This window comes from Actinoplanes aureus (assembly GCF_015704865.1).
Classification (GTDB): domain Bacteria; phylum Actinomycetota; class Actinomycetes; order Mycobacteriales; family Micromonosporaceae; genus Actinoplanes; species Actinoplanes aureus.
On record NZ_JADQTO010000049.1, the window covers coordinates 1 to 22,632 of the forward strand.

Consider the following 22,632-nt stretch of genomic DNA (forward strand, 5'->3'; position numbering starts at 1 on the left):
CGAGATGAGGTATCCCACCACCTTGAGTGGGTAAGGCCCCCAGCTAGACGACTGGGTTGATAGGCCGGAAATGTAAGCACGGTAACGTGTTGAGTTGACCGGTACTAATAGGCCGAGGGCTTAACCACCTTAAACTTTATGCTTGCGTCCACTGTGTGATTCACAGCAAACGAACAACCACCCCCGATCCTGGGAAACCAGGAAAAGGGTTGCTGGCTGTTTGTGGTGCTGACAGTTGTTTCGGTGGTCATAGCGGTGGGGAAACGCCCGGTTACATTCCGAACCCGGTAGCTAAGCCCGCCAGCGCCGATGGTACTGCACTCGGGAGGGTGTGGGAGAGTAGGACGCCGCCGGACTCAACGTGACAGAAAGGCCCACCCGGAAACGGGTGGGCCTTTTTGCGTTGGCCTTGATCGGCTACCTTGCGGTGCACACCTGTCGATGAAGGGCTGCCCCGATGATCGTGTACCGCTCGCTACCGAAGACGGCCGGCCTGCTCCTGGCCGCTTTCGCCCTCGTCGCCGCCAGCGCGTACATGGCGTTCGCCTCGTCGGGCCCGGTGTTGCGCGTGATCGGCGTCTTCGGGGCGCTCTTCTTCGGCTACGGCGCCATCCGTATCGGCCGGCAACTCCTGCAACGCGGTCCGGTCATCGAGGTCTCCGAGGACGGCGTGCGCGACATCCGGCTGTCCCCGCTGACGATTCCGTGGCACGTCGTCCGCGGTGTCGACCGACTGGAGATCCAGCGGCAGAGGTTCGTGGTGCTCGCCGTCGACGAGGCGTTCGAGAAGGAGTACACGTCCGGCAGCAACCGGATGCTCCAGCGGATCAACCGCGGGACCGGCTTCCCCGGTGTGAACATCGGCATGACCGGCCTCCGCGCGACGGCGGACGAGCTGTACCAGGCGATCCTGCGGAACTGGCAGGCTGCCGGCTGACCCGCATTGGGTGTGCCGCCGAAAGGCGCCGCCGGTATGCTGACGGGCGGGCCGTGACTGGCGCGTTCGGATGGCTAACCATCGGGGAGCGGCTCCGTCGACACGACGACATGCCGTGCGCCTGGGCCTCTTCACTCCGTGATAGGGAGGTCCCATGTCCGAACTGAACGCCGAATCCACCGCTTTCCGCTCCGCCCTCGAGGTGGTCCGCTCCGTCGAGCCGCGCATCGCCGATGCGATCGCCAAGGAGCTGACCGACCAGCGCGAGTCGCTGAAGCTGATCGCGAGCGAGAACTACGCCTCACCGGCCGTCCTGCTCGCCATGGGTAACTGGCTCTCCGACAAGTACGCCGAGGGCACCATCGGCCGTCGCTTCTACGCCGGCTGCCAGAACGTCGACACCGTCGAGTCGGTCGCAGTCGAGCACGCCAAGGCGCTGTTCGGCGCGCCGTACGCGTATGTGCAGCCGCACTCGGGCATCGACGCCAACCTGGTCGCCTACTGGGCCATCCTGGCCGACCGGGTCGAGGTGCCGTACCTGAAGAAGTTCGAGAAGCGGCAGATCAACGATCTGACCGACGCCGAGTGGGCCGAGCTGCGGCAGGCCTTCGGTAACCAGCGGCTGCTGGGCATGTCCCTGGACGCCGGTGGTCACCTCACCCACGGCTTCCGGCCCAACATTTCCGGCAAGATGTTCGACCAGCGCAGCTACGGCGTCGACTCGACGACCGGCCAGATCGACTACGCGGCCCTGCTGGAGACGGCACGCGAGTTCAAGCCCGCGGTCATCGTCGGCGGCTACTCGGCGTACCCCCGGAAGGTGAACTTCGCGAAGATGCGCGAGATCGCCGACGAGGTCGGCGCCACCTTCATGGTCGACATGGCGCACTTCGCCGGCCTGGTCGCGGGTGGCGTGTTCACCGGCGACTACAACCCGATCCCGCACGCGCACATCGTCACCACCACCACGCACAAGAGCCTGCGCGGCCCGCGCGGTGGCGCGGTGTTCTGCCAGCCGGAGCTGTCGTCGCAGGTCGACCGCGGCTGCCCGATGGTTCTGGGTGGTCCGTTGCCGCACGTCATGGCGGCCAAGGCGATCGCCTTCGCCGAGGCCCGCCGGCCGGAGTTCGCGACCTACGCGCAGCAGATCGTCACCAACAGCCAGGCGCTCGCCGAGGGCCTCGCCAAGCGGGGCGTGCAGCTGGTCAGCGGCGGCACCGACAACCACCTGGTGCTGCTCGACGTGCACCCGTTCGGCATCACCGGCCGCCAGGCTGAGCAGGCCCTGCTGGACAGCGGCATCGTCACCAATCGCAACGCGATCCCGCAGGACCCGAACGGTGCCTGGTACACCTCCGGCATCCGGATCGGTACTCCGGCGCTGACCAGCCGGGGCCTCGGCACCGCGGAGATGGACCAGATCGCCGAGCTGATCCACACGGTGCTCGCCGCGACCTCTCCGGCCGAGGGCTCCAAGGCGAAGTTCAGCCTGGACCCGGCGCTTGCCGACCGGGTGAGCAAGCAGGCGACCGAGCTGCTGGCGCCGTTCCCGCTCTACCCGTCCGTCGACCTGGGCTGAGCCCTGCCGGCCCCCGCCGCGGCCTAGCCGCGGCGGGGCGGCAACCGGTGCAGCGTTACGCCGGTGAGTGCGCCGGCGTCGACAGAAGCGGTCATGTACGTGGCGAAGGGCTGGCGACGCCGGTCGGTCGGCGACCCGGGATTGAGCAGACGCAACCCGGATGGGGCGACGGTGTCCCACGGGATGTGCGAGTGCCCGAAGACCAGCAGATCCACGTCGGGGAAGCGGGCCGCGCTGCGCTGCTCCCGCCCGGCAGCCGGGCCGGTCTCGTGCACCACCGCCAGCCGAACCCCGTCGAGGTCGGCGTAGGCGATCTCCGGTAGGCGTTCGCGCAGCTCACGCCCGTCGTTGTTGCCGTAGCAGGCGATCAGCCGTGCGGAGCGGGCGGTGAGGGCGTCCAGCAGCGATACATCGACCCAGTCGCCGGCGTGGATGACCACATCGGCATCGTCGATCGCCGCCCACAGCGGGCCGGGCAGATCGCGTGCGCGCTTCGGGACGTGTGTGTCGCTGATCAGTACGAGGCGCATACCTTCGATCCTAATTGTCCATAGCTGGGCGCCGTGGGCGTTGTTGCACGCGGCGCCGGAACCGGTTCCGGATTCATTGTTATCAAGGCGTGAACGTGCAGGTAGACCGCCCTGAGCTGGGATTTGAGCAAGAAGTCGGGCCGGTTCCGGAACTGTTACGAACTATGGACATGAATTCCTGACCCTCCTTACGGTTCGCCGGGGGAGCGCTCTCCATCGAGCTTCCCCGATCGGCGCAAGACCGTCCCCTTGCGCCTTCCCCGTTCCCCGAGGAGAAGCAATGAGACGCTCCCCCTGGCGGCTGGCCGCCGCCGGTGGCCTGGTCGCCGTCCTGGCGGCCGGGCTCACCGCGATCACCTCGAGCGGCGCAGCCGCCGCCGAGGTGCTTCTGTCCCAAGGCAAGCCGGCCACCGCGTCATCCACCGAGGCCGCCGGCGCGTACTCGGCCACCGAGGCGGTCGACGGCAACACCGGAACCCGCTGGTCCTCGGCGTTCTCCGACCCGCAGTGGCTGCAGGTCGACCTGGGCAGCTCGCAGGCGATCACCCGGGTCGAACTCAACTGGGAGACCGCGGCCGCCAGGGCGTACCAGATCCAGGTCTCGGACAACGCCTCCAGCTGGTCCACCGTCTACTCGACCACCACGTCGACCGGCGGCAACCAGTCGCTGACGGTCAACGGCACCGGCCGGTACGTGCGCATGTACGGCACCCAGCGCACCACCACCTACGGCTACTCGCTGTGGGAGTTCAAGGTCTTCGGCGAGAGCGGCACCGGTGGGGGTGGCGACATCCCGGGCGGCGGCAGCCTCGGCGCCAACGTCGTGGTGTTCGACCCGAGCATGCCGAGCGCCACGATCCAGGCGCGGGCCGACGAGATCTTCCGGCAGCAGGAGACGGCGCAGTTCGGCACCGGCCGCTACGTCCTGGCGTTCAAGCCGGGCACCTACAACAACCTCAACATCCAGGTCGGTTTCTACACCTCGGTGGTCGGCCTCGGCCAGAACCCGCAGGACGTACGGATCAACGGCGACATCACCGTGGACGCCGGCTGGTTCCAGGGGAACGCCACCCAGAACTTCTGGCGCTCCACCGAGAACCTCTCGGTCTACCCGGTGAACGGGACCAACCGGTGGGCCGTCTCGCAGGCCGCGCCGTTCCGCCGGATGGACATCCACGGCAACCTCAACCTGGCGCCGAACGGCTACGGCTGGGCCTCCGGTGGTTACATCGCCGACTCGCGGGTCAGCGGCTCGCTGGGACAGTACTCGCAGCAGCAGTGGCTCACCCGGAACAGCCAGATCGCCTCGAACACCAACGGGGTCTGGAACCAGATGTTCGTCGGCGTGCAGGGTGCCCCGTCGGGCGCCGGTTACCCGAACCCGCCGTACACCAACATCCCGGCCACGCCGGTGATCCGGGAGAAGCCGTACCTGTACCAGTCCGGTGGTGACTACGCGGTCTTCGTACCGGGCATGCGGACCAACTCCTCCGGCGTCAGCTGGGCGAACGGCAACACGCCGGGTACCAGCATCCCGCTGAGCCAGTTCTACGTCGCCAAGCCGGGCGACTCCGCGGCGCGGATCAACCAGGCGCTCGCTCAGGGCCTGAACCTGATCTTCCAGCCGGGCATCTACCAGGTCGACCAGACCATCAACGTGAACCGGGCGAACACCGTCGTGCTGGGTCTGGGCTACGCGACGATCATCCCGATGAACGGCGTCACGGCGATGCAGGTGGCCGATGTGGACGGCGTGAAGGTCGCCGGCATCCTCTTCGACGCGGGCACCACCCTGTCGCCGAACCTGCTGGTGATGGGTCAGGGCGGGTCGTCGGCGAACCACGCCGCCAACCCGTCGTCGGTGCAGGACGTGTTCCTCCGGGTCGGCGGCTACATCGCCGGCAAGGCCACCAACAGCCTGCTGGTGAACAGCAACAACGTGATCATCGACCACATCTGGGCGTGGCGCGCGGACCACGGCAACGCGGGCACCTACAGCTGGACGTCGGCAATCGGTGACCACGGTCTGATCGTCAACGGCAACGACGTGACGGCGTACGGGCTGTTCGTCGAGCACTACCAGAAGTACCAGGTGATCTGGAACGGCAACGGCGGCCGGACCTACTTCTTCCAGAACGAGATGCCGTACGACCCGCCGACGCAGGCGGCCTGGCGGACCGGGGCCAACGGGTACGCCGCCTACAAGGTCGCCGACTCGGTGAACACGCACGAGGCCTGGGGCATGGGTAGCTACTGCTACTTCAACGTGAACCCGTCGATCCACGCGGATCGTGGCTTCGAGGTGCCGGTTAAGTCCGGGGTGCGGCTGCACAACCTGCTGACCGTCTCACTCGGCGGCAACGGGGTGATCGACCACGTCGTCAACAACACGGGTGCACCGGCGCAGGGCACGGCGACCGTTCCCTCGTACGTCGTCAACTTCCCGTAGGTGAACGACCCGGCGGCGTGGGACCGGCTCGGTTCCGCGCCGCCGGCGTCAACGGGCGGGCGCGATACGTATCTCCCCGCTGCCGCGCGGGATCAGGGTAGTCGCCACCCTGATCTCGCGCGGCGGGCCGTTGTGGCCGTCGATGCGTTCGAAGAGTGCGTCGGCGGCCGCACGACCCATCCGGGCCGGGTGCTGTGCGACCACGGTGACCGGTGGATCAAGCAGGTCGGCGAGCGGGAAGTCGTCGAAGCCGACCAGGGCGATCGACTGGTGCAGGCCGATCCGCTGCAACGCCCGGACCGCGCCGATGGTGATCAGATTCTGCCCCGTGAAGAGGGCGGTGGGTGCGTCGGCGCGGCGCAGCAGCGCCAGCGTGGCGCGTTCCGCCGCGACCTCGCCGCGCACGTCGTGCACCACCGGCCCGGGCCGGTGCCCGAGGGCCTGCAGGTAGCCCCGGAATCGTTCCCGGGCGGTGGCTCTGCGCTGGTAGTCGCCGAGGAAGGCGATCCGGCGATGGCCGTGCGCGACGAGGTGCCGGACCGCGCCGGCGGCACCCGCGACGTTCGTCGAGACCACCGTGTCGGCGCCGAAGCCGGACGGCGGCCGGTCCACGAAGACGATCGGAGTGCCGGTGAACCGGCTCAGGTAAGACTGATCAGAACCGGCCGGCGCCACGATCAACCCGTCGGTCTGCCGCTGCCGGAACGCGCGCGCCAGATCGCGCTCCCGCTGCTCGTCCTCGTCCAGGCTGCCGGTGAGCACGTGCACTCCGCGATCGCGGGCCGCGTCCTCGATGGCCCGGTGCAGGGCACCGGAGAACGGGTTCGCGACATCCTCCAGGAGCACCCCGATCATCCGGGTGCGCCGATCGTTACGCCGCAGCATGCTGGCACCAAGATGCGGCCGGTAGTCCAGGGACTCGACCGCGGCGCGGACGCGGGCGGCCAGGTCGGGGGTGACGCTCGGCTCGCCGTTCACCACCCGGGAGACCGTCTTCAGGCTCACCCCGGCGGTACGGGCCACGTCGTTCATGGTCGGCTTTCCGGACATGTGGGACACCCCGCAAGCGATGATCACACAACGCAACTAACTCGGAACTAATTGTTGACACGTACAAAACGTGGGCGTCTACTCCAAGACAACGTTGTCTCTCGATGTCTGGAGGAGGCATGCGTCAGCGATCCAGGCTCCTGGCCGCCGCGAGCTGCATGCTCCTGGCGCTCGCCGGCGCCGCCTGCAACCGGGGCGGGAACGAAGAGGTCGCCGGCCTGATCACCAAGACCGACACGAACCCGTTCTTCGTGACGATGAAGCAGGGCGCCCAGAAGTCCGCGGAGCAGCTGGGAGTGGAACTGCAGACCTTCGCCGGCAAGGTGGACGGCGACAACGAGGCGCAGGTCCTGGCGATCGAGAACCTGATCTCCTTCGGTGCCAAGGGCTTCCTCATCACGCCGAACGACTCCAAGGCGATCGTGCCGGCCATCGACCGAGCGCGCGAGGCGGACATGCTGGTCATCGCGCTGGACACCCCGGTCGAACCGGCCGACGCCGCGGACGCCACGTTCGCCACCGACAACTTCGAGGCCGGCCGCCTGATCGGGCAGTGGGCGAAGGCGAAGTTCGACAAGGCGGGCACCGAGGCGAAGATCGCGATGCTCGACCTCAACGCGAACCAGGTCTCCGTCGACGTGCAGCGCGATCAGGGCTTCATGGAGGGCTTCGGCATCGATGTCGGCGACCCGGGCCGGATCGGCGACGAGAACGACCCGCGGATCGCCGGACACGACGTCACCGACGGCAACGAGGAGGGTGGGCGTACCGCGATGGAGAACCTGTTGCAGAAGGACTCGTCGATCAACCTGGTGTACACCATCAACGAGCCGGCCGCGGCCGGGGCGTACGAGGCGATCAAAGCGGCCGGAAAGGAGCGGGACGTCACGATCGTCTCGGTCGACGGTGGCTGCCCCGGCGTCGACAACGTGGCGAACGGTGTCATCGGCGCCACCTCGATGCAGTTCCCGATCCGGATGGCGGAGCTGGGAGTCGCCGCGATCGCGCAGTACGCGAAGGACGGCACCAGACCGCAGAACACCGCCGGCAAGAACTTCGTGGACACCGGCGTACAGCTGATCACCGACGACCCGCAGGCCGGCGTGGAGGCGAAGGACTCCGCGTGGGGCAAGCAGAACTGCTGGGGCTGACACATGGCGACCACCACCGCGGACTTCGAGGTCAAGAGCCACGACTCGTTCGGGCTGCGCCTGCAACATCTGTTGCACGGCAACCCGGTTCTCGGGCCACTGGCCGTGCTGCTCGTGGCGATCATCGCGTTCTCGATAGTCAACGGCCGGTTCTTCTCCGCCGCGAACCTCTCCCTGGTGCTCCTCCAGGTGACCGTCATCGCCACCCTGGCGCTCGGGCAGACACTGATCATCCTGACCGCCGGCATCGACCTGTCGGCCGGCGCGATCGCGGTCTTCTCGTCGATCCTGATGGCGCTCTTCTGCACCGACGCCGGCCTGCCCGGACCGATCGCGCTGCTGCTCGGCCTCGCCTGCGGCACCGTGATGGGCGCGATAAACGGTGCGCTCGTCACCCGTATCAAGCTGCCGCCGTTCATCGTCACGCTCGGCACGCTGACTATCTTCTTCTCGCTCAACTCGGTGGTCAGCAACAGCGAGACGGTACGCGGCACGGACATGCCCGGCCTGATGACCTGGACCGGTGAGTCGATCCCGATCGGCTCGTTCCGGCTCAGCTACGGGTCGATCATCATGCTGCTGCTCTTCGGCTTCTTCGCGTACGCGCTGAGCTCGACGGCGTGGGGCAAGCACGTCTACGCCACCGGTGACGACGTGGAGGCGGCGCGGCTGGCCGGTATCCGTACCGGGCGGGTGCTCTTCTCGGTCTACACCGTGGCCGGTCTGCTCTACGCGGTCGCCGGCTGGATCCTCATCGGACGGCTCGCCTCGGCCAGCCCGAACGTCGGCACCGAGTACAACCTCGACTCGATCACCGCGGTGGTGCTCGGCGGCACCAGCCTCTTCGGCGGCCGCGGCGGCGTGATCGGGACCCTGATCGGGGCGCTCATCGTCGGCGTCTTCCGCAACGGCCTGCAGCTCAGTGGCGTCGAGGTGGTCTGGCAGGGCTTCGCGATCGGTCTGCTCGTGCTCATCGCGGTCTCCCTCGACCAGTGGATCAGGAAGGTGAAGACGTGACGACTCCGGTGTTGCAGGCCAAAGACCTCACCAAGCGCTACGGCCGGGTCGTCGCGATCGACGGCAGCGACCTGGAGCTCTACCCCGGTGAGATCCTCGCCGTGATCGGCGACAACGGCGCCGGCAAGTCCAGCCTGATCAAAGCCCTCTCCGGCGCCCTCATCCCGGACCGCGGCGAGATCCTCCTGGACGGCAGCCCGGTCCACTTCCGCAGCCCGATGGACGCCCGGCAGGCCGGCATCGAGACCGTCTACCAGACCCTCGCGGTCGCTCCCGGCCTGGACATCGCCGACAACCTGTTCCTCGGCCGGGAGGAACGGCGGTCCGGCGTACTGGGATCGGTCTTTCGCATGCTGGACCGCAAGCACATGCGGTCGGAGGCTGCCCGGCACATGAGCGAGCTCGGTGTCGCCACCCTGCAGAACATCGGCCAGGCCGTGGAGTCGCTCTCCGGCGGACAGCGTCAGGCCGTTGCGGTGGCCCGCTCGGCCGCCTTCGGCAGCAAGGTGGTGATCCTCGACGAGCCCACCGCCGCGCTCGGCGTCAAGGAGGGCAACCGGGTCCTCCAGCTGATCCGCGACGTCCGCGACCGCGGCCTGCCGGTCATCCTGATCAGCCACAACATGCCGCACGTCTTCGAGGTCGCCGACCGCATCCACATCCAGCGCCTCGGCCGCCGGGTCGCGGTGATCACCCCGAAAACGCATTCCATGTCCGAAGCGGTGGCCATCATGACCGGCGCGGCCGCGCCGCCGGAAAACCCCGCATAGGTACGCGTAATCCCCGCTCTCGCCTGCCCAGGATCGCCATCGGCCCGCACCCGCCCTACGAACGGCGGCCGCTTCCAGTAAGCGGCGGGGAACCCTCAAGCCGGCGGGCCGGCCGTCGATCAGTCCCGCATGTCACTCCGCCGAGCTCGCCGACGCCCGCGCGCTCGGACCAGTTCTCGCCTGTTCGCGACGTACGCCGCGGCCAGCCTGGTGCCGGTGATGGCGCTGGGTGCGGTGATGTTGCAGGGCTACCAGCACGATGCGGCCGAGCAGGGCCGGGCACAGGGGCTGGCGCAGGCCGCGGTCATCGCCGAGATGGCGATCGCGCCCGCCCTGAACAGCGGTGAGACCACGCCCAGCGAGGGGGTCACCGAGGGCCTGACCACCGCCCAGCTCGATCGGATGCAGGCGGCCACCGAGCACGCCGTGTTCCGGGGCTCGGTGCTGAAGCTGCGCCTGCGCTCCTTCACGGGGCGGGTGGTCTTCTCCGACGACGGCTCGACCAGCGGCGGCGTGCCCACCTCCGACCCGGACTTCCGGGCCGCCGCGGCGGGCGGGTCCCGGGCCACGGTGATCAGCGGGCGCACCGAGGTGATCCGGGTGCTCCAGCCGCTCGTCGCGAGCGCGTCCGGGCAGTCCGTCGGGGTTCTTGAGCTGTATCTGCCGTACCAGTCGATCGCCGAACAGTCGCACGCGCAGGTGAGCCGGGCCTGGTGGCGGGTGGGCGGCGCCCTCGCCGCCCTCTACCTGGTCCTGGCCGTGCTCGCCTGGTCGACCACCCGGTCGCTGAGCCGGTACGCGGCCCGCCAGGAGTACCAGGCCACGCATGACGCGCTGACCGGCCTGCCGAACCGGGCGGCATTCCGGGCCAGGGCCGAGCAAGAGCTCAAGGCGGCCGCCCGCGGCGGCGACACCGGTGCCGTGGTCCTCGCCGACCTCAACCGGTTCAAGGAGGTCAACGACACCCTCGGCCACCACGCCGGCGACGAGCTGCTCCGGGAGGTCTCCGCGCGGATGCGGGCCTGCCTCGGTACGAACGACGTGCTGGCCAGGCTGGGCGGTGACGAGTTCGCCCTGTTGCTGCCCGGCCGTGACCGTGCCGAGGCGGTGGCGCTGCTGGAGCAGCTCTCCGACCGGATCTCCGACGAGATGGTGCTCGACGGCGTGCCGCTGTCCATCGAGGCGAGTTTCGGGGCCGCCCTCTACCCCGAGCACGGCATGAATCTCCACGACTTGAAGCAGCGCGCCGACTCGGCCATGTACCAGGGCAAGCGGGGTACCGCGAACGTCGTCGTCTACGCGGGCGGCGAGACCGGTCATCCGCATCAGTGGCTGGTCGTCCAGGCCGAACTGCGGCACGCGCTGGAACGCGACGAGCTGGTCCTCTTCTACCAGCCGAAGATCGCCGTCGCCTCCGGTGAGATCAGTGGGGTCGAGGCGCTCGTACGCTGGCAGCACCCGCACCGCGGCCTGCTGCCACCGGGTGAGTTCCTCCCGGCCGCGGAGCACTCCGGCCTGATCGTCCCGCTCACCGAGTGGGTGCTGCGCCGCGCCCTCGCCGATCAGACGACCTGGACCGAACAGGGCCACGACTGGCCGCTCTCGGTCAACGTCTCGGCCCGCAACCTCGAGGTGCCCGATTTCCCGCGGTACGTCCGGGACGTGCTCGCCGCGACCGGCGCCGCGCCGCACCGGCTGACCCTGGAGGTCACCGAGACGGCGCTGGCGAGCGACAAGGGCACCGTGGCCCGCACCCTCACCGAACTCGGCGAGCTGGGTGTCGGCATCTCGGTGGACGACTTCGGCACCGGCTACACCAGCCTGTCGCACCTGCGCGGCCTGCCGATCACCGAGATCAAGATCGATCGGGCGTTCGTCGCCGACGTGGCCCGCGACCCGCAGAGCCAGGCGATCGTCCGTTCGGTGATCGAGCTCGCGCACGGCCTTGGCAGCCGGGCCACCGCCGAGGGTGTGGAGACCGTCGAAGTCAGCGAGTGGCTCGCCGCGGCGGGTTGCGACGAGGCGCAGGGCTATCTCTTCGGGCGTCCGGCTCCCTGGCCGCAGATCGCCGGTGCACCACTGAGTGAAGGAGCAGGCAGATGAGGTTCTTCCGGCGGACTGCGGCGACGGTCGGTGCGGTCGCGATGCTGGCGGCCGGTGGCTGTGCCCGCGGCGAGGAGGTCACGCAGGCAGGTGCCCTGGACGCGATCGGCACGGTGACGATCGACCAGGCGCTGCACGACCAGTTGCCGCAGGCGGTCCGGGCCCGCGGGTCGCTCCGCTTCGTCAACGACGCCAGTTACGCGCCGATGGAGTTCTTCGCCGCCGACGGTCGTACGGTCATCGGTTTCGAGCCGGACCTGGCCGCCGCCCTCGGCGAGGTGCTCGGTATCCGGACCGAGATGGTGGTCGACTCCTTCAGCACCGCCCTGGACGAGGTCAACGCCGGTACCTACGACGGTGTGCTGTCGTCGATGACGGACACGGCCGAACGCCAGAAGGAGGCCGACTTCGTCAACTACCTCAGCACCGGCACCTCGATCGTCGTCCAGCGGGGAAATCCGCAGGGCATCACCGGCCTGGACGGGCTCTGCGGCAAGACGGTCGCGGCCGAGCAGGGGACCTTCCAGGAGGAGATGCTGCGGGGGTTGCAGAAGAGCTGCGGCGACCGGCCGATCACCATCGACAGCCGGCCGACGAACGCCGACGCGCTGGCGAAGGTGCGTACCGGTCAGGCCGCTGCGGTGCTGAACGACTTCCCGCCGGCGGCTTACCTGGTCAGTGACTCGCGGACCAGCGCCTTCTACCAGCTCGCGTCGGATGAGCAGTACGAGCCGGGCCTGTTCGGCATCGCTGTCGCCAAGGACAACACCGCGCTGCGGGACTGTCTGCGGGCGGCGTTGCAGCGGCTCATCGAGTCCGGTACGTACGCCGAACTGCTCGCCCGGTGGGGCCTCTCCTCCAGCGCTGTGCCGGAGGCCACCGTGAACGGGAAATCGACGACTACCTGAGCTATACACCTGTGTAGTAAGCTACACGCGTGAGTAGCGACAGTGATCTGACCGCCCGGGCCCGGATCCGTGACGCCGCGATCGCGCTCTTCACCGAGCGCGGCATCGCCGGCGCCACGATCCGGGACATCGCGCAGGCCGCCGGCGTCTCCTCCGGCCTGCTCCGGCACCACTTCGGGTCGAAGGAAGGGCTCCGCGACGCCTGCGACGAGTGGGCCATGGGCCGGATCACCCAGCTGCAGATGCAGTTCACCGACTCGCACACCCTCGGCCCGATCACGCCGGACGTCATGGCGCTCCAGCAGTACCTGGTGCGGTCACTGATGGACGGCTCGGCCCGCGGCTCCGCGATGTTCGCGCAGGCGGTGACGCACGGCGAGCGCTGGCTGGCCACCACGCACGTGGAGACGTCCGACCCGCGGGCGTACGCGGCGGTCCTCGGTGCCATGAAGATGGGCATGTTCCTGATGAGCGATCAGCTCTCGGCCGTGCTCGGCGAGGACGTCCGCGAGCTGCCGGGCTATCTGCGCATGATCCGGGCGTCGGTGGAGATCTTCGCGCAGCCGCTACTCACTCCTGAGCAGACCGATCAGGCCTTGAAGGCCCTGGATCGGTTCGGCGGTGAACTCTAGGGGAGTGTCATGACCGAGGCAGTCGATGTCGACGGACTGATCAAGAGGTTCGGCGCGGTGACCGCGCTGGACGAGCTCGACCTGCACGTGCGGACCGGCGAGGTGCACGGATTCCTCGGGCCGAACGGCGCGGGCAAGACCACCACCATCCGGGTTCTGCTCGGGCTGATGCGGCCCGACGGTGGGACCGCGCGGCTGCTCGGCGGTGACCCGTGGGCCGACGCGACGGCGCTGCACCGCCGCTTGGCGTACGTGCCGGGCGACGTCACCTTCTGGCCCAACCTGACCGGCGGCGAGGTGATCGACCTGCTCGGCCGGCTCCGTGGCGGCCTTGATCCGAAGCGCCGGAACGACCTGATCGAGCGTTTCGAGCTGGACCCGCGCAAGAAGGGCCGGGCCTACTCCAAGGGCAACCGGCAGAAGGTGGCGCTGGTCGCGGCCCTGGCCTCCGATGTGGAGCTGCTGATCCTGGACGAGCCGACCTCCGGCCTGGACCCGCTGATGGAGGAGGTCTTCCGCGAGGTGATCCTCCAGGAGAAGCGGCGCGGGGACCGTACCGTGCTGCTCTCCAGTCACATCCTCTCCGAGGTCGAGGCGCTCTGCGACCGGCTGACCATCATCCGCGCCGGCCGGGCCGTGGAGACCGGCACGCTTGACGATCTGCGGCACCTGACCCGGACCACGATCCGTGCCGAGCTGACCAGCCCGGTGAACGGGCTGGCCGCCCTCTCCGGCGTGCACGATCTGTCCACTGAGGATGGCCGGGTGGCCTTCGACGTGGACGCCGACGCGCTGGAGCCCGCGCTGAAATCGCTTGTCGCCGCCGGGGTGCGCAGCCTGGTCAGCCAGCCGCCGTCGCTGGAGGAGCTGTTCCTGCGGCACTACGCGACCGACGAGCGGAGCGGGCGATGACCGGGGCCGGCCGGCTGCTCCGGCTCATCCTGCGGCGCGACCGGATCACCATGCCGCTCTGGGTGTTCGGACTCGGCCTCCTGCCGTACCTGTATCTCTCCGCCTTCGACACCCTCTTCGCCACCGACCAGGAGCGGACCGACTACGCCCGGATCAGCGCGGAGAACGCGGGCTTCGTGGCTCTCTACGGCCCGCTGCACGGCGACAGCACCGGCGAGCTGGTGGTCTGGCGGGGCGGCTTCGTGCCCGTGATGATCGGGCTGTTCGCGCTGCTCACCGTCGTCCGGCACACCCGGGCCGACGAGGACGCCGGCCGTACCGAGCTGATTCGTGCGACGGTCGTCGGGCGGCACGCTCAACTGGGCGCCGCGCTGCTCGCCACCGGTCTGGCGAGCCTGGTGATGGGCGCGGTGGTGGCCGCCACGATGATCGGTGCCGGGCAACCGGCGAGCGGGTCGGTCGCGCTGGGCGCGGTCTTCGCCCTCACCGGCTGGATCTTCGCCGGGGTGGGCGCGGTCGCCGCTCAGCTCAGCGGCGGTGCGCGCGGGGCCCGTACGATCGCGGTCCTGACCCTCGGGGTGGCGTACGTGCTGCGCCTCGGCGGGGACATCTCGGCGCTCGGCGACGGGCGGCTGGAGTGGCTGTCCTGGCTGTCGCCGATCGGCTGGATGCACCGCGTCTTCCCGTTCGGGGCGAACGACTGGTTGTTCGTGGCGCCGGCCGTGGTCCTCACGCTGGTCACGGTGGCCGCGGCGGCGTACCTGTCGACCCGGCGCGACCTGGGCACCGGCCTGCTCGCCGCCCGGCTCGGACCGGCCACCGCGTCGCCCGGGCTGCGTTCCCCGGTCGCGCTGGCCTGGCGCCTGCACCGCGGCCTGCTGTTCGGCTGGACCGCCGGATTCGCCGCACTGGGCCTGGTCTTCGGCGGGGTCGGCAGCAGCGTGGTGCAGCTGGCCGAGGACTCCGCCGGGGTGAACGAGATGTTCAGCCGGATCGGCGGCGGCGACGCGATCGTCGACGCCTACTTCGCCACGGTCGCCGGGATGTGCGGGCTGATCGCCGCCTGCTACGCGGTGCAGGCCGCGCTGCGGATGCGTGACGAGGAGCAGAGCGGGCACGCCGAGGCGATGCTGAGCACCGACGTGAGCCGATTCGCCTGGGCCGGCAGCCACCTGCTCTTCGCCCTGCTCGGCCCGGCCGCGGCGCTGCTCGCCGAGGGCGTCCTGGCCGGTGTCGTGCACGGTGATCCAGGCCCGGTCCTGGGCGCCTCGATGGCCCAGCTTCCGGCCGTCTGGGTGCTGGCCGGTGCGGCGATGCTGCTGATCGGGGTGGCGCCGAAACTGGCCTCCGCGGCGTGGGGCGTGGTCGCCGGTGCGCTACTGATCCTGCTGGTCGGGCCGCTGCTGGAGCTGGACCGGTGGGTGATGGACCTGTCGCCGTTCACCCATGTGCCTCATCTGCCCGGGGCTGACTTCACACCCGTACCCCTGCTGATCTTGACCTTGATCGCGGCCGCCCTGGGCGGCGCCGGCCTGCTGGCCCTGCGCCGCCGCGACGTCCCGATCTAGAGGCAGGGCCCCAAGCGGTGATCTTGCTTGGCCCACGCTCAATGCTGACTCGACGGCCGCCAGACAGCACCCGCGTTGGGCCGGACGTCCCGTGCCCGCCCTCCTCGCGCAACCCGGCCAACTTCCCGCGTTCGCTGGCGTAACCGTCAGGCGATGCTGTTTCCCGGCGGTCGCGCTGGGGCGGTGCGGGACGGCCGGGCTCGCGTCCGGAGAGCGGGGACGCGTCGGCTTCGGCGGGACGCCGGTTACGCGTACCCCGAAATGAAGAGCTAGTGGTCCTTGGGGCGCTTTGGAAGGACGAGTTCCTCGTGGTCCAGCTCGCGGTTGAGTACCCGCAGGCTGTCGTCCTCGAGCCGGCCCACGTCGCGCCAGCGCAGCAGTTCCTCGCGTTCCGCGTCGATGACCGCCTGCCGGACCATGAGTGCCGCCTCGTATTGCGGGGATTTCGGCACCTCGTGGGACTCGACCTGCTCCAGCAGGTCGAGCCGGCGGCGGTAGCGGTCGAGCCGGACCTGGAGCTGCTTGCGCATGGTCTCGATGGCCTCGTCCTCGACATGGTCGTGGTGCTGCTCCTGGATGTCGTCGAGCCGGTCCAGGGCGGCCCGGACCGCCGCCGAGCGAGCCTCGTTGCGCAGCCGGGCCTGATCCTTCTTGTTGGCGCGCAGGCCCAGCCAGCGGACCAGCGGCGCGAAGGTGAGGCCCTGTCCGACCAGGGTGACCAGCACCACCGCGATCGCGCAGAAGTACAGCAGCTCCCGGTCCGGGAACCCGGCCGGCAGCGTGAAGATCGCCGCGAGGGTGATCACGCCACGGGTTCCCGCCCAGCTCAGCGCGGTGACCTCCTTGCCGGTCAGGGGGACCTCGCGCTTGCTGCTGGTGTCGTCCTCCACCTCGCTGAGCTCCTGGCCGCCGAGGCGGGTGTGCAGCTGGCGTGGCAGGAGCTGGGTGGCCGCCAGCCAGAGCGGGCGCAGCAGCAGGACGACACCGAGAGTGATCGCCAGGGCGATGACGATGTCGCTGGTCCGGTACTTGCCCAGCCCGTCCACGACGTCCGGCACCTGCATGCCGATCAGCAGGAAGACCGCGCCCTCCAGCAGGAAGTCGATCAGCCGCCAGACCGCGGTGGTCTGCAGGCGGCTGGCGCCGGTGGCGTACCGCGGGGTGTCGTGTCCGATGATCAGGCCGGCCACCACGACCGCGAGCACGCCGGAGATGAATACGTAGTGGTGCACGAACGAGTTCTCGCAGATCAGGTACGCGGCGAGCGGCGTGATCAGGGAGAGCGCGTTGGCGCTCAGCGGGTCGGACCGCAGCCCCTTGAGGAACCGTACGGTGTACGCCACCGCGATACCGACGAGCACACCACCGGCCGCGGAGATGACGAACTTGCCGACCGCGTTGTCGAAGTTGAAGTTGTCGGTCTGGTGCGCGGTGACCGCCACGGTGAGGATCGTCAGGGCGGTGGCGTCGTTGAGCAGGCCCTCGCCCTGGATCAGGGTGACCAGCTTGCCGGGGAGACCGGCCTTGCGGCCGACGGCGAGCGCCGCGACCGGGTCGGGTGGCGCGACCGCGGCGCCCAGCGCGACGCCGGCCGCGAGGGTGGCGCCGGCCACCCAGAAGGAGAAGCCGACGCCGATCAGCAGGGCGGTGGTCAGGACGAGCGCCACGGAAAGGCTGATCACCGTACGCATGTTGCGCCTGATGTCCAGCAGCGAGGAGTCGAGCGCCGCGTTGTAGAGCAGCGGCGGCAGGACGAACGTGAGGATCAGCTCGGGCTTCAGATCGACGTTCGGGCCCGGCAGGTAGCCGTAGACGATGCCGATCAGGGTCAGGAGCACGGCCGCGGGGAGGCCGGTCTTCTCGGTGACCCAACGGACCGCGACGATGACCGCGACCGCGCCCAGGGCGAAAAACAGGATCTCCTCGGGGCTCATAAGATCATTGTCCCCGTTGGCCGATCCTTACTGCTCAGCGGCACCACCGATCTGTTTGCGGGCGACGGCCAGTGCGGCCGCATGCTTGCGGGCGACGGGCACGACGGCGGTGACGAGGTCCCGCACGACGGCTTCGGTACCGGTGGCCAGCACGATCTGCCCCAGTTTGATGGCTCGCCGGTGGGCGAGGAGCTGACTGTCGACGAAGAGGGTGTCGAACTCGGCGGCGGGCGCTGCCCGGTACTGCCGGAGGAGGGTCAGCTGCTCGGAGTTGGGTGAGCTCGGCAGGCGTACGTCGAGGCTGCGGGCGGCCTTCCGGACGGCACCGTCCAGCTTGCGGTGGTAGGTGGCGAACTGGCGGCCGAGGTCGCGTACGGTCGCGCTGCCGGCCTTCCGGGCGGCGTACCTCCCGGCCTTCATCTGCGTCAGGTTGGCCTGATGGGCGGCGATGAGGAAGTCGGCGTCCGGGCCGATCGGGCGGGCCTCGACCGCGGACGCTGCGGTAGCCGGCGCAACCACTAAAGCGGCGATCAAACTCATGGTGGCGATAACGCTACGGAAAGACATATCCGCAGCATAACCAGCCTATAACCGGCGCAACGGGCGCTTTCCCGAAGGATGCCCGGGCGCTGTGACGCGCTCGACCAGGTCGCCCCGGTCGAGCGCGTCGCGGCTGGTTCAGTAGCGGTAGTGCTCCGGCTTGTACGGCCCCTCGATGTCCACACCCAGGTACTCGGCCTGCTTCTTGGTGAGCGTGGTGAGGCGGACGCCGAGCGCGTCCAGGTGCAGCCGGGCCACCTTCTCGTCCAGGTGCTTCGGGAGGACGTAGACCTGCTTGTCGTACTCGCCCGGCTTGGTCCAGAGCTCGATCTGGGCCATCACCTGGTTGGTGAACGAGTTCGACATGACGAAGCTGGGGTGCCCGGTGGCGTTGCCCAGGTTCATCAGCCGGCCCTCGGACAGGACGATCACCGAGTGGCCGTCCGGGAAGCGCCACTCGTGCACCTGCGGCTTGATCTCGACCTTCTCGATGCCCGGGACCTTGGCTAGCCCGGCCATGTCGATCTCGTCGTCGAAGTGGCCGACGTTGCCGACGATCGCGTTGTGCTTCATCGCCGACAGGTGCTCGACCGTGATGATGTCGGTGCCGCCGGTGGTGGTGATGAAGATGTCGGCCTCGCCGACCACGTCCTCGATCCGCACGACCTGCATGCCGTCCATCGCGGCCTGGAGCGCGCAGATCGGGTCGACCTCGGTGACGACGACGCGGGCGCCCTGACCGCGCAGCGTCTCGGCGGAGCCCTTGCCGACGTCACCGTAGCCGCAGACCACGGCGAGCTTGCCGCCCAGCATCACGTCGGTGGCCCGGTTCAGGCCGTCGACCAGCGAGTGCCGGATGCCGTACTTGTTGTCGAACTTGCTCTTGGTGACCGCGTCGTTGACGTTGATCGCCGGGAAGAGCAGCGTGCCCTCCTTGGCGAGCTTGTAGAGACGCGCCACACCGGTGGTGGTCTCCTCGGTCACGCCCTTGATCTCCGCGGCGATCTTGGTGAAGCGGTCCTTGGACGAGCTGAGGCTCTCGCGCAGCGTCTCGAGGATGATCGAGTACTCGTGGTTGTCGTCCTCGGTGGTCTGCGGAACCGCGCCGGCCGCCTCGAACTCGACACCCTTGTGCACCAGCAGGGTGGCGTCACCGCCGTCGTCCAGGATCATGTTCGGACCCCGGCCGTTGCCGAAGTCGAACAGCCGCATGGTGGCCCACCAGTACTCCTCCAGCGTCTCGCCCTTCCAGGCGAAGACCGGGACACCGGCGGGGGCGTCGACCGTGCCGTTCGGGCCGACGACGACCGCGGCGGCCGCCTCGTCCTGAGTGGAGAAGATGTTGCAGGAGACCCAGCGGACCTCGGCGCCGAGCGCGATCAGCGTCTCGATCAGCACAGCGGTCTGCACGGTCATGTGCAGCGAGCCGGCGATCCGGGCGCCGGCCAGCGGCTTCGAGTCGCCGAACTCGGTGCGCAGCGACATCAGGCCGGGCATCTCGTGCTCGGCGAGGCGCAGCTGGTGACGGCCGGCCTCGGCGAGGCTCAGGTCGGCGACCGCGAAGTCGAGGCCATTGATGGAACGGAACTTCTCGGACATGAAAAGAGGGCTCCTCCCTCTCAGGAGGCGCCCTTGCGTCATTTAACCCGGCCGAGCGTGGCGGACCTTGGTCCGTTGCAGCGCCTCTCGGCAAGGCAGGTCCACCTTACCGAGTCGATCGCATGATCACACCCGACGGAGTGTCCCGTCGGCGGGTTCAATCCGTCACGCGAAGGAGCGGAAAAACATCAAGGACCTTCCATAAACCATCAAAAACCCCTCATCCTGTACGCGTGAAGCACCCGTACCGCATTCGGGAGATCGCCGCGCAATCCGGGCTGAGCCAGGCCACCGTGGATCGCGTGCTGCACAACCGTGGCGGGGTCCGGGAAAGCACCATCCATCAGGTGCACCAGGCGATCGCCGAGCTGGACCGGCAGCAGGCGCAGGCGCCGCTCGGCGGTCGTACCTTTCTGATCGACGTGGTCCTGCACTCGTCCCGCCGCCACGGCGCGGCGGTACGGGACGCGCTGGAGGCGGAGCTGCCGGCGTTCGCCCCGGCAGCGCTGCGGCCGCGGATTCATCTCGCCGACGGTCCCGGCAACGACCTGATCCGGACCCTCGAGCGGGTCGGCCGCTCCCGTTCGCACGGAGTGGTCGTGATGGCCCCGCCGCTGCCGGAGGTGGCGGACGCGGTGGCGCGGCTCGGCGTACCGGTGGTGACCTTGAACGGTGACCTGCCGGCCGGCAAGCGGATCGCGCACGTCGGGGTGGACGACTTCGACGCCGGTGCGACCGCCGCTTACCTGGTGGAACAGCGGCTCGCGGACCGTGCCGGCGACGTGCTGGTGATCAACGGGAAGGGTGAGCGGGAGGCCGGCTTCCGGGCACTCCTGCTGGAACGCTCCCCGGCCCGTCGCCTGCTCACCGTCGAGAGCGCGGACACCGGCGCGGTACGCGCCACGCTCGCCCAGAACCCGTCGATCCGGGCCGTCTACTCGGCCGGCACCTGCGGGAACGCTGCCGTGGTCACGGCGTTCGCGGCCGAGCACCGCAACTATGACGTCTTCGTGGCGCACGGGCTGGACCGGGAGAACGTCGCCCTGCTCCGGGCCCATCAGCTCTCCGCGGTGCTGCACCAGGATCTGCGTACCGACCTGCGGCACGCCTGCCTGGTGTTGCTGCGGGCGCACGGTGCGCTGCCCGGGCCGATCCGGTCCCGGCCGTCCGCGGTGCAGGTGATCACCCCGTTCAACGTGCCACCGGCCGAATTCTGATTCATCTTCCGTTCATCTGAGCTCTCTCAGCCTCGAATCCGTCACGCCGATCAGGACGCGTAACGACAATGAGAGGTATGAAGATGGCCGTTGATCGTGGGCTTGGGCAGTGGATCCGGGACCGGAAGGTTTCCACCAAGGTGCTCGCGGTCGCCGGAGTGGCGATCGCCGGGACCGTGGCGACCGGTGCGCTCAGCATCGTGGGGATCAACCAGCTGCAGGAAACCCGGAGCAACGAGATCGCGAAGGTGCTCCCGTACGCCACCAACCTGAACGCCGCCGCACTGACCGCGAAGGCCGCCGCCAATGATGAGCGCGGTTACCTCATCAAGGGGGACGCCAAGTTCGCCGAGGAGGCGCTCGGCCGCAAGGAGTCACTCGACGCCTCCCTCGCCGGGGCCCGGTCGGTCGCCGATGCGGAGGCCGTGGCACGGGTCGACGCCATCCAGGCCGCCACCGACGCCTGGTTCGAGGCGGTGGGTGCGGAGTTCCAGCTCTACGAGTCGAAGCCCAGGGCGGCGACCGAGCTCGCGCTCGGCGAGAACCGGGACCTGCGTAAGACCTACGAGGGCCTGCTCAACGACGAGATCGAGTACGCCAACACGGCGCTGCTCGAGGGGCACCAGTTCGACTCGATGGTGACGCACACGCGTACCGAGATCATCGCGGTGCTGGCGGTGGCCCTGGTGCTGGCCGTGGCCGGCGCGCTGTACGTGGCCCGCCTGCTGATCGAGCCGCTGCGCCGGGTCGGCCGGGTGCTGGACCAGGTCGCCGCGGGTGACCTCTCCGGCGACCCGGAAGTGCACCAGCGCGACGAGGTCGGGCACATGGCCGAGTCGCTGCGCCGGGCGACCGGCACGCTGCGAGAGACGGTGACCGACCTGACCGCGCACGCGCAGACGCTGGCCGCCGAGGCCGACGCGCTCGCCGAGACGAGCCGGCAGAGCTCGTCCAGCGCCGGCCGGGGCGCTCAGCAGGCCGCGACGGTGGCCGACTCGGCCGCCACGATGTCGTTGAACATCCAGACGGTGGCGGCCGGCGCCGAAGAGATGGGCGCGTCGATCCGCGAGATCAGCGAGAGCGCCACCCAGGCCGTGCACGTGGCGTCGCGGGCGGTGGAGGTCACCGCGAACACCAGCACGGTGATGGCCAAGCTCGGCGAGTCGTCGACCGAGATCGGCAACGTGATCAAGGTGATCACCGCGATCGCCGAGCAGACCAACCTGCTGGCGCTGAACGCCACCATCGAGGCGGCCCGGGCCGGCGAGCTGGGCAAGGGTTTCGCGGTGGTGGCCAGTGAGGTCAAGGAGCTGTCCCAGGAGACGGCCCGGGCCACCGAGGACATCGGACAGCGGGTCGCCGCGATCCAGACCGACACCGCCGGCGCGGTCGCCGCGATCGCGGAGATCAGCGAGATCATCGGCCGGATCAACGAGTTCCAGACCACGATCGCCTCCGCGGTGGAGGAGCAGACCGTCACCACCAACGAGATGAGCCGCAACGTCTCCGAGGCGGCGGACGCCGGCAGCCGGGTCGCCGACACCATCAACGCCGTCGCGGCGTCGGTGCAGCAGACCACAACCGGTGTCGCCGAGGCGGACCGGGCCGCGTCCGAGCTGGCTGGGATGTCCGGTGACCTGCGGCGAATCGTGGACCGCTTCAAACTTGCGTAGGTTTGCAAGAACCGAGCAGAAAGCCGAAAAATTACTACTGTCTCTTGTGGGTTAGATCACTGA

Annotated in this window: 17 protein-coding genes, 2 rRNA genes, 1 pseudogene and 2 riboswitches; of the genes and pseudogenes, 15 read left to right on the forward strand and 5 right to left on the reverse strand. The window is 69.1% G+C overall.

Going from position 1 to position 22,632, the window contains the following annotated elements; all coding sequences use genetic code 11:
- From I4J89_RS46855 to I4J89_RS46870, 4 genes are all read left to right on the forward strand, one after another.
- Positions 1-128, forward strand: a 23S ribosomal RNA gene (locus I4J89_RS46855); the annotation flags it as partial.
- A 111-nt stretch (positions 129-239) separates the two neighbouring features.
- Positions 240-356 (forward strand): 5S ribosomal RNA (rrf, locus tag I4J89_RS46860).
- Positions 357-457: 101 nt separating this feature from the next.
- Positions 458-937, forward strand: a complete 480-nt coding sequence (locus I4J89_RS46865; RefSeq protein WP_196420728.1) for an STM3941 family protein — start codon at positions 458-460, stop codon at positions 935-937.
- A 43-nt stretch (positions 938-980) separates the two neighbouring features.
- Positions 981-1,071, forward strand: a riboswitch (ZMP/ZTP riboswitch).
- Between the two features lie 20 nt (positions 1,072-1,091).
- Complete coding sequence (locus I4J89_RS46870; protein ID WP_196420729.1) at positions 1,092-2,516, forward strand: glycine hydroxymethyltransferase; 1,425 nt, start codon at positions 1,092-1,094, stop codon at positions 2,514-2,516.
- A 23-nt stretch (positions 2,517-2,539) separates the two neighbouring features.
- Here the strand turns inward: I4J89_RS46870 and I4J89_RS46875 are convergent, their stop codons facing one another.
- Positions 2,540-3,046, reverse strand: coding sequence for a metallophosphoesterase family protein (locus I4J89_RS46875; protein ID WP_196420730.1), 507 nt, complete (start codon positions 3,044-3,046; stop codon positions 2,540-2,542).
- A 280-nt stretch (positions 3,047-3,326) separates the two neighbouring features.
- Between I4J89_RS46875 and I4J89_RS46880 the strand changes: the two are divergent.
- Positions 3,327-5,495 (forward strand): annotated as a pseudogene (locus I4J89_RS46880) (pectate lyase-like domain-containing protein); the annotation flags it as partial.
- Between the two features lie 48 nt (positions 5,496-5,543).
- Here I4J89_RS46880 and I4J89_RS46885 read toward each other — a convergent pair.
- Positions 5,544-6,545, reverse strand: a complete 1,002-nt coding sequence (locus tag I4J89_RS46885; protein ID WP_196420732.1) for a LacI family DNA-binding transcriptional regulator — start codon at positions 6,543-6,545, stop codon at positions 5,544-5,546.
- 119 nt (positions 6,546-6,664) lie between these two features.
- Here I4J89_RS46885 and I4J89_RS46890 point away from each other — a divergent pair, with 119 nt between their 5' ends.
- The 8 genes from I4J89_RS46890 (at position 6,665) to I4J89_RS46925 (ending at position 15,606) form a co-directional block, all read left to right on the forward strand.
- Positions 6,665-7,696, forward strand: coding sequence for a substrate-binding domain-containing protein (locus I4J89_RS46890; RefSeq protein WP_196420733.1), 1,032 nt, complete (start codon positions 6,665-6,667; stop codon positions 7,694-7,696).
- A 3-nt stretch (positions 7,697-7,699) separates the two neighbouring features.
- Positions 7,700-8,713 carry an ABC transporter permease gene (locus I4J89_RS46895; protein WP_196420734.1) on the forward strand — a complete coding sequence of 338 codons (1,014 nt, stop codon included), beginning with the start codon at positions 7,700-7,702 and terminating at the stop codon, positions 8,711-8,713.
- Positions 8,710-9,483 (forward strand): ATP-binding cassette domain-containing protein, encoded by a 774-nt coding sequence (locus I4J89_RS46900; protein WP_196420735.1) that lies wholly within the window; start codon positions 8,710-8,712, stop codon positions 9,481-9,483. The genes I4J89_RS46895 and I4J89_RS46900 overlap by 4 nt, the downstream gene beginning before the upstream one ends.
- Positions 9,484-9,612: 129 nt before the next feature.
- Entirely contained in the window at positions 9,613-11,586 is a 1,974-nt protein-coding gene (locus tag I4J89_RS46905) for a putative bifunctional diguanylate cyclase/phosphodiesterase (RefSeq protein WP_196420736.1), read from the forward strand.
- A complete protein-coding gene (locus tag I4J89_RS46910; RefSeq protein WP_196420737.1) occupies positions 11,583-12,494 on the forward strand; it encodes an ABC transporter substrate-binding protein in 912 nt (303 codons plus the stop codon). The genes I4J89_RS46905 and I4J89_RS46910 overlap by 4 nt, the downstream gene beginning before the upstream one ends.
- Before the next feature lie 29 nt (positions 12,495-12,523).
- The gene (locus I4J89_RS46915; protein ID WP_196420738.1) at positions 12,524-13,126 is read left to right on the forward strand and encodes a TetR/AcrR family transcriptional regulator; all 603 of its coding nucleotides are present in this window, start codon (positions 12,524-12,526) and stop codon (positions 13,124-13,126) included.
- Positions 13,127-13,135: 9 nt separating this feature from the next.
- On the forward strand, positions 13,136-14,038 hold the full coding sequence (locus tag I4J89_RS46920; RefSeq protein WP_196420739.1) for an ABC transporter ATP-binding protein: 903 nt from the start codon (positions 13,136-13,138) through the stop codon (positions 14,036-14,038).
- Complete coding sequence (locus I4J89_RS46925; RefSeq protein WP_196420740.1) at positions 14,035-15,606, forward strand: ABC transporter permease; 1,572 nt, start codon at positions 14,035-14,037, stop codon at positions 15,604-15,606. Before I4J89_RS46920 ends, I4J89_RS46925 begins: the two co-directional genes overlap by 4 nt.
- A gap of 269 nt (positions 15,607-15,875) precedes the next feature.
- On the opposite strand, the gene I4J89_RS46930 is transcribed toward I4J89_RS46925, so the two are convergent.
- From I4J89_RS46930 to ahcY, 3 genes are all read right to left on the reverse strand, one after another.
- The gene (locus I4J89_RS46930; protein WP_196420741.1) at positions 15,876-17,540 is read right to left on the reverse strand and encodes a Na+/H+ antiporter; all 1,665 of its coding nucleotides are present in this window, start codon (positions 17,538-17,540) and stop codon (positions 15,876-15,878) included.
- A gap of 27 nt (positions 17,541-17,567) precedes the next feature.
- Positions 17,568-18,080, reverse strand: a complete 513-nt coding sequence (locus I4J89_RS46935; RefSeq protein WP_196420742.1) for a DUF4142 domain-containing protein — start codon at positions 18,078-18,080, stop codon at positions 17,568-17,570.
- A gap of 138 nt (positions 18,081-18,218) precedes the next feature.
- Positions 18,219-19,679: an adenosylhomocysteinase gene (ahcY, locus tag I4J89_RS46940; protein ID WP_196420743.1), complete on the reverse strand. Its 1,461-nt coding sequence runs from the start codon at positions 19,677-19,679 to the stop codon at positions 18,219-18,221.
- An 18-nt stretch (positions 19,680-19,697) separates the two neighbouring features.
- A riboswitch (S-adenosyl-L-homocysteine riboswitch) is annotated at positions 19,698-19,774 on the reverse strand.
- Between the two features lie 138 nt (positions 19,775-19,912).
- Between ahcY and I4J89_RS46945 the strand changes: the two genes are divergently transcribed.
- Together I4J89_RS46945 and I4J89_RS46950 are read left to right on the forward strand one after the other, a co-directional pair.
- Positions 19,913-20,896 carry a LacI family DNA-binding transcriptional regulator gene (locus I4J89_RS46945; protein WP_196420744.1) on the forward strand — a complete coding sequence of 328 codons (984 nt, stop codon included), beginning with the start codon at positions 19,913-19,915 and terminating at the stop codon, positions 20,894-20,896.
- A gap of 83 nt (positions 20,897-20,979) precedes the next feature.
- Positions 20,980-22,569, forward strand: coding sequence for a methyl-accepting chemotaxis protein (locus I4J89_RS46950; RefSeq protein WP_196420745.1), 1,590 nt, complete (start codon positions 20,980-20,982; stop codon positions 22,567-22,569).
- Positions 22,570-22,632: the final 63 nt, after the last annotated feature.

Excerpts from the sequence above, each read along its gene's own strand:
- I4J89_RS46910 (WP_196420737.1), top strand. The coding sequence starts at position 11,583 with ATGAGGTTCTTCCGGCGGACTGCGGCGACGGTCGGTGCGGTCGCGATG.
- I4J89_RS46875 (WP_196420730.1), bottom strand. The coding sequence starts at position 3,046 with ATGCGCCTCGTACTGATCAGCGACACACACGTCCCGAAGCGCGCACGC.
- I4J89_RS46930 (WP_196420741.1), bottom strand. The coding sequence starts at position 17,540 with ATGAGCCCCGAGGAGATCCTGTTTTTCGCCCTGGGCGCGGTCGCGGTC.
- I4J89_RS46935 (WP_196420742.1), bottom strand. The coding sequence starts at position 18,080 with ATGAGTTTGATCGCCGCTTTAGTGGTTGCGCCGGCTACCGCAGCGTCC.
- I4J89_RS46890 (WP_196420733.1), top strand. The coding sequence starts at position 6,665 with ATGCGTCAGCGATCCAGGCTCCTGGCCGCCGCGAGCTGCATGCTCCTG.
- ahcY (WP_196420743.1), bottom strand. The coding sequence starts at position 19,679 with ATGTCCGAGAAGTTCCGTTCCATCAATGGCCTCGACTTCGCGGTCGCC.
- I4J89_RS46920 (WP_196420739.1), top strand. The coding sequence starts at position 13,136 with ATGACCGAGGCAGTCGATGTCGACGGACTGATCAAGAGGTTCGGCGCG.
- I4J89_RS46950 (WP_196420745.1), top strand. The coding sequence starts at position 20,980 with ATGGCCGTTGATCGTGGGCTTGGGCAGTGGATCCGGGACCGGAAGGTT.
- I4J89_RS46885 (WP_196420732.1), bottom strand. The coding sequence starts at position 6,545 with ATGTCCGGAAAGCCGACCATGAACGACGTGGCCCGTACCGCCGGGGTG.
- I4J89_RS46925 (WP_196420740.1), top strand. The coding sequence starts at position 14,035 with ATGACCGGGGCCGGCCGGCTGCTCCGGCTCATCCTGCGGCGCGACCGG.
- I4J89_RS46870 (WP_196420729.1), top strand. The coding sequence starts at position 1,092 with ATGTCCGAACTGAACGCCGAATCCACCGCTTTCCGCTCCGCCCTCGAG.
- I4J89_RS46865 (WP_196420728.1), top strand. The coding sequence starts at position 458 with ATGATCGTGTACCGCTCGCTACCGAAGACGGCCGGCCTGCTCCTGGCC.
- I4J89_RS46895 (WP_196420734.1), top strand. The coding sequence starts at position 7,700 with ATGGCGACCACCACCGCGGACTTCGAGGTCAAGAGCCACGACTCGTTC.
- I4J89_RS46905 (WP_196420736.1), top strand. The coding sequence starts at position 9,613 with ATGTCACTCCGCCGAGCTCGCCGACGCCCGCGCGCTCGGACCAGTTCT.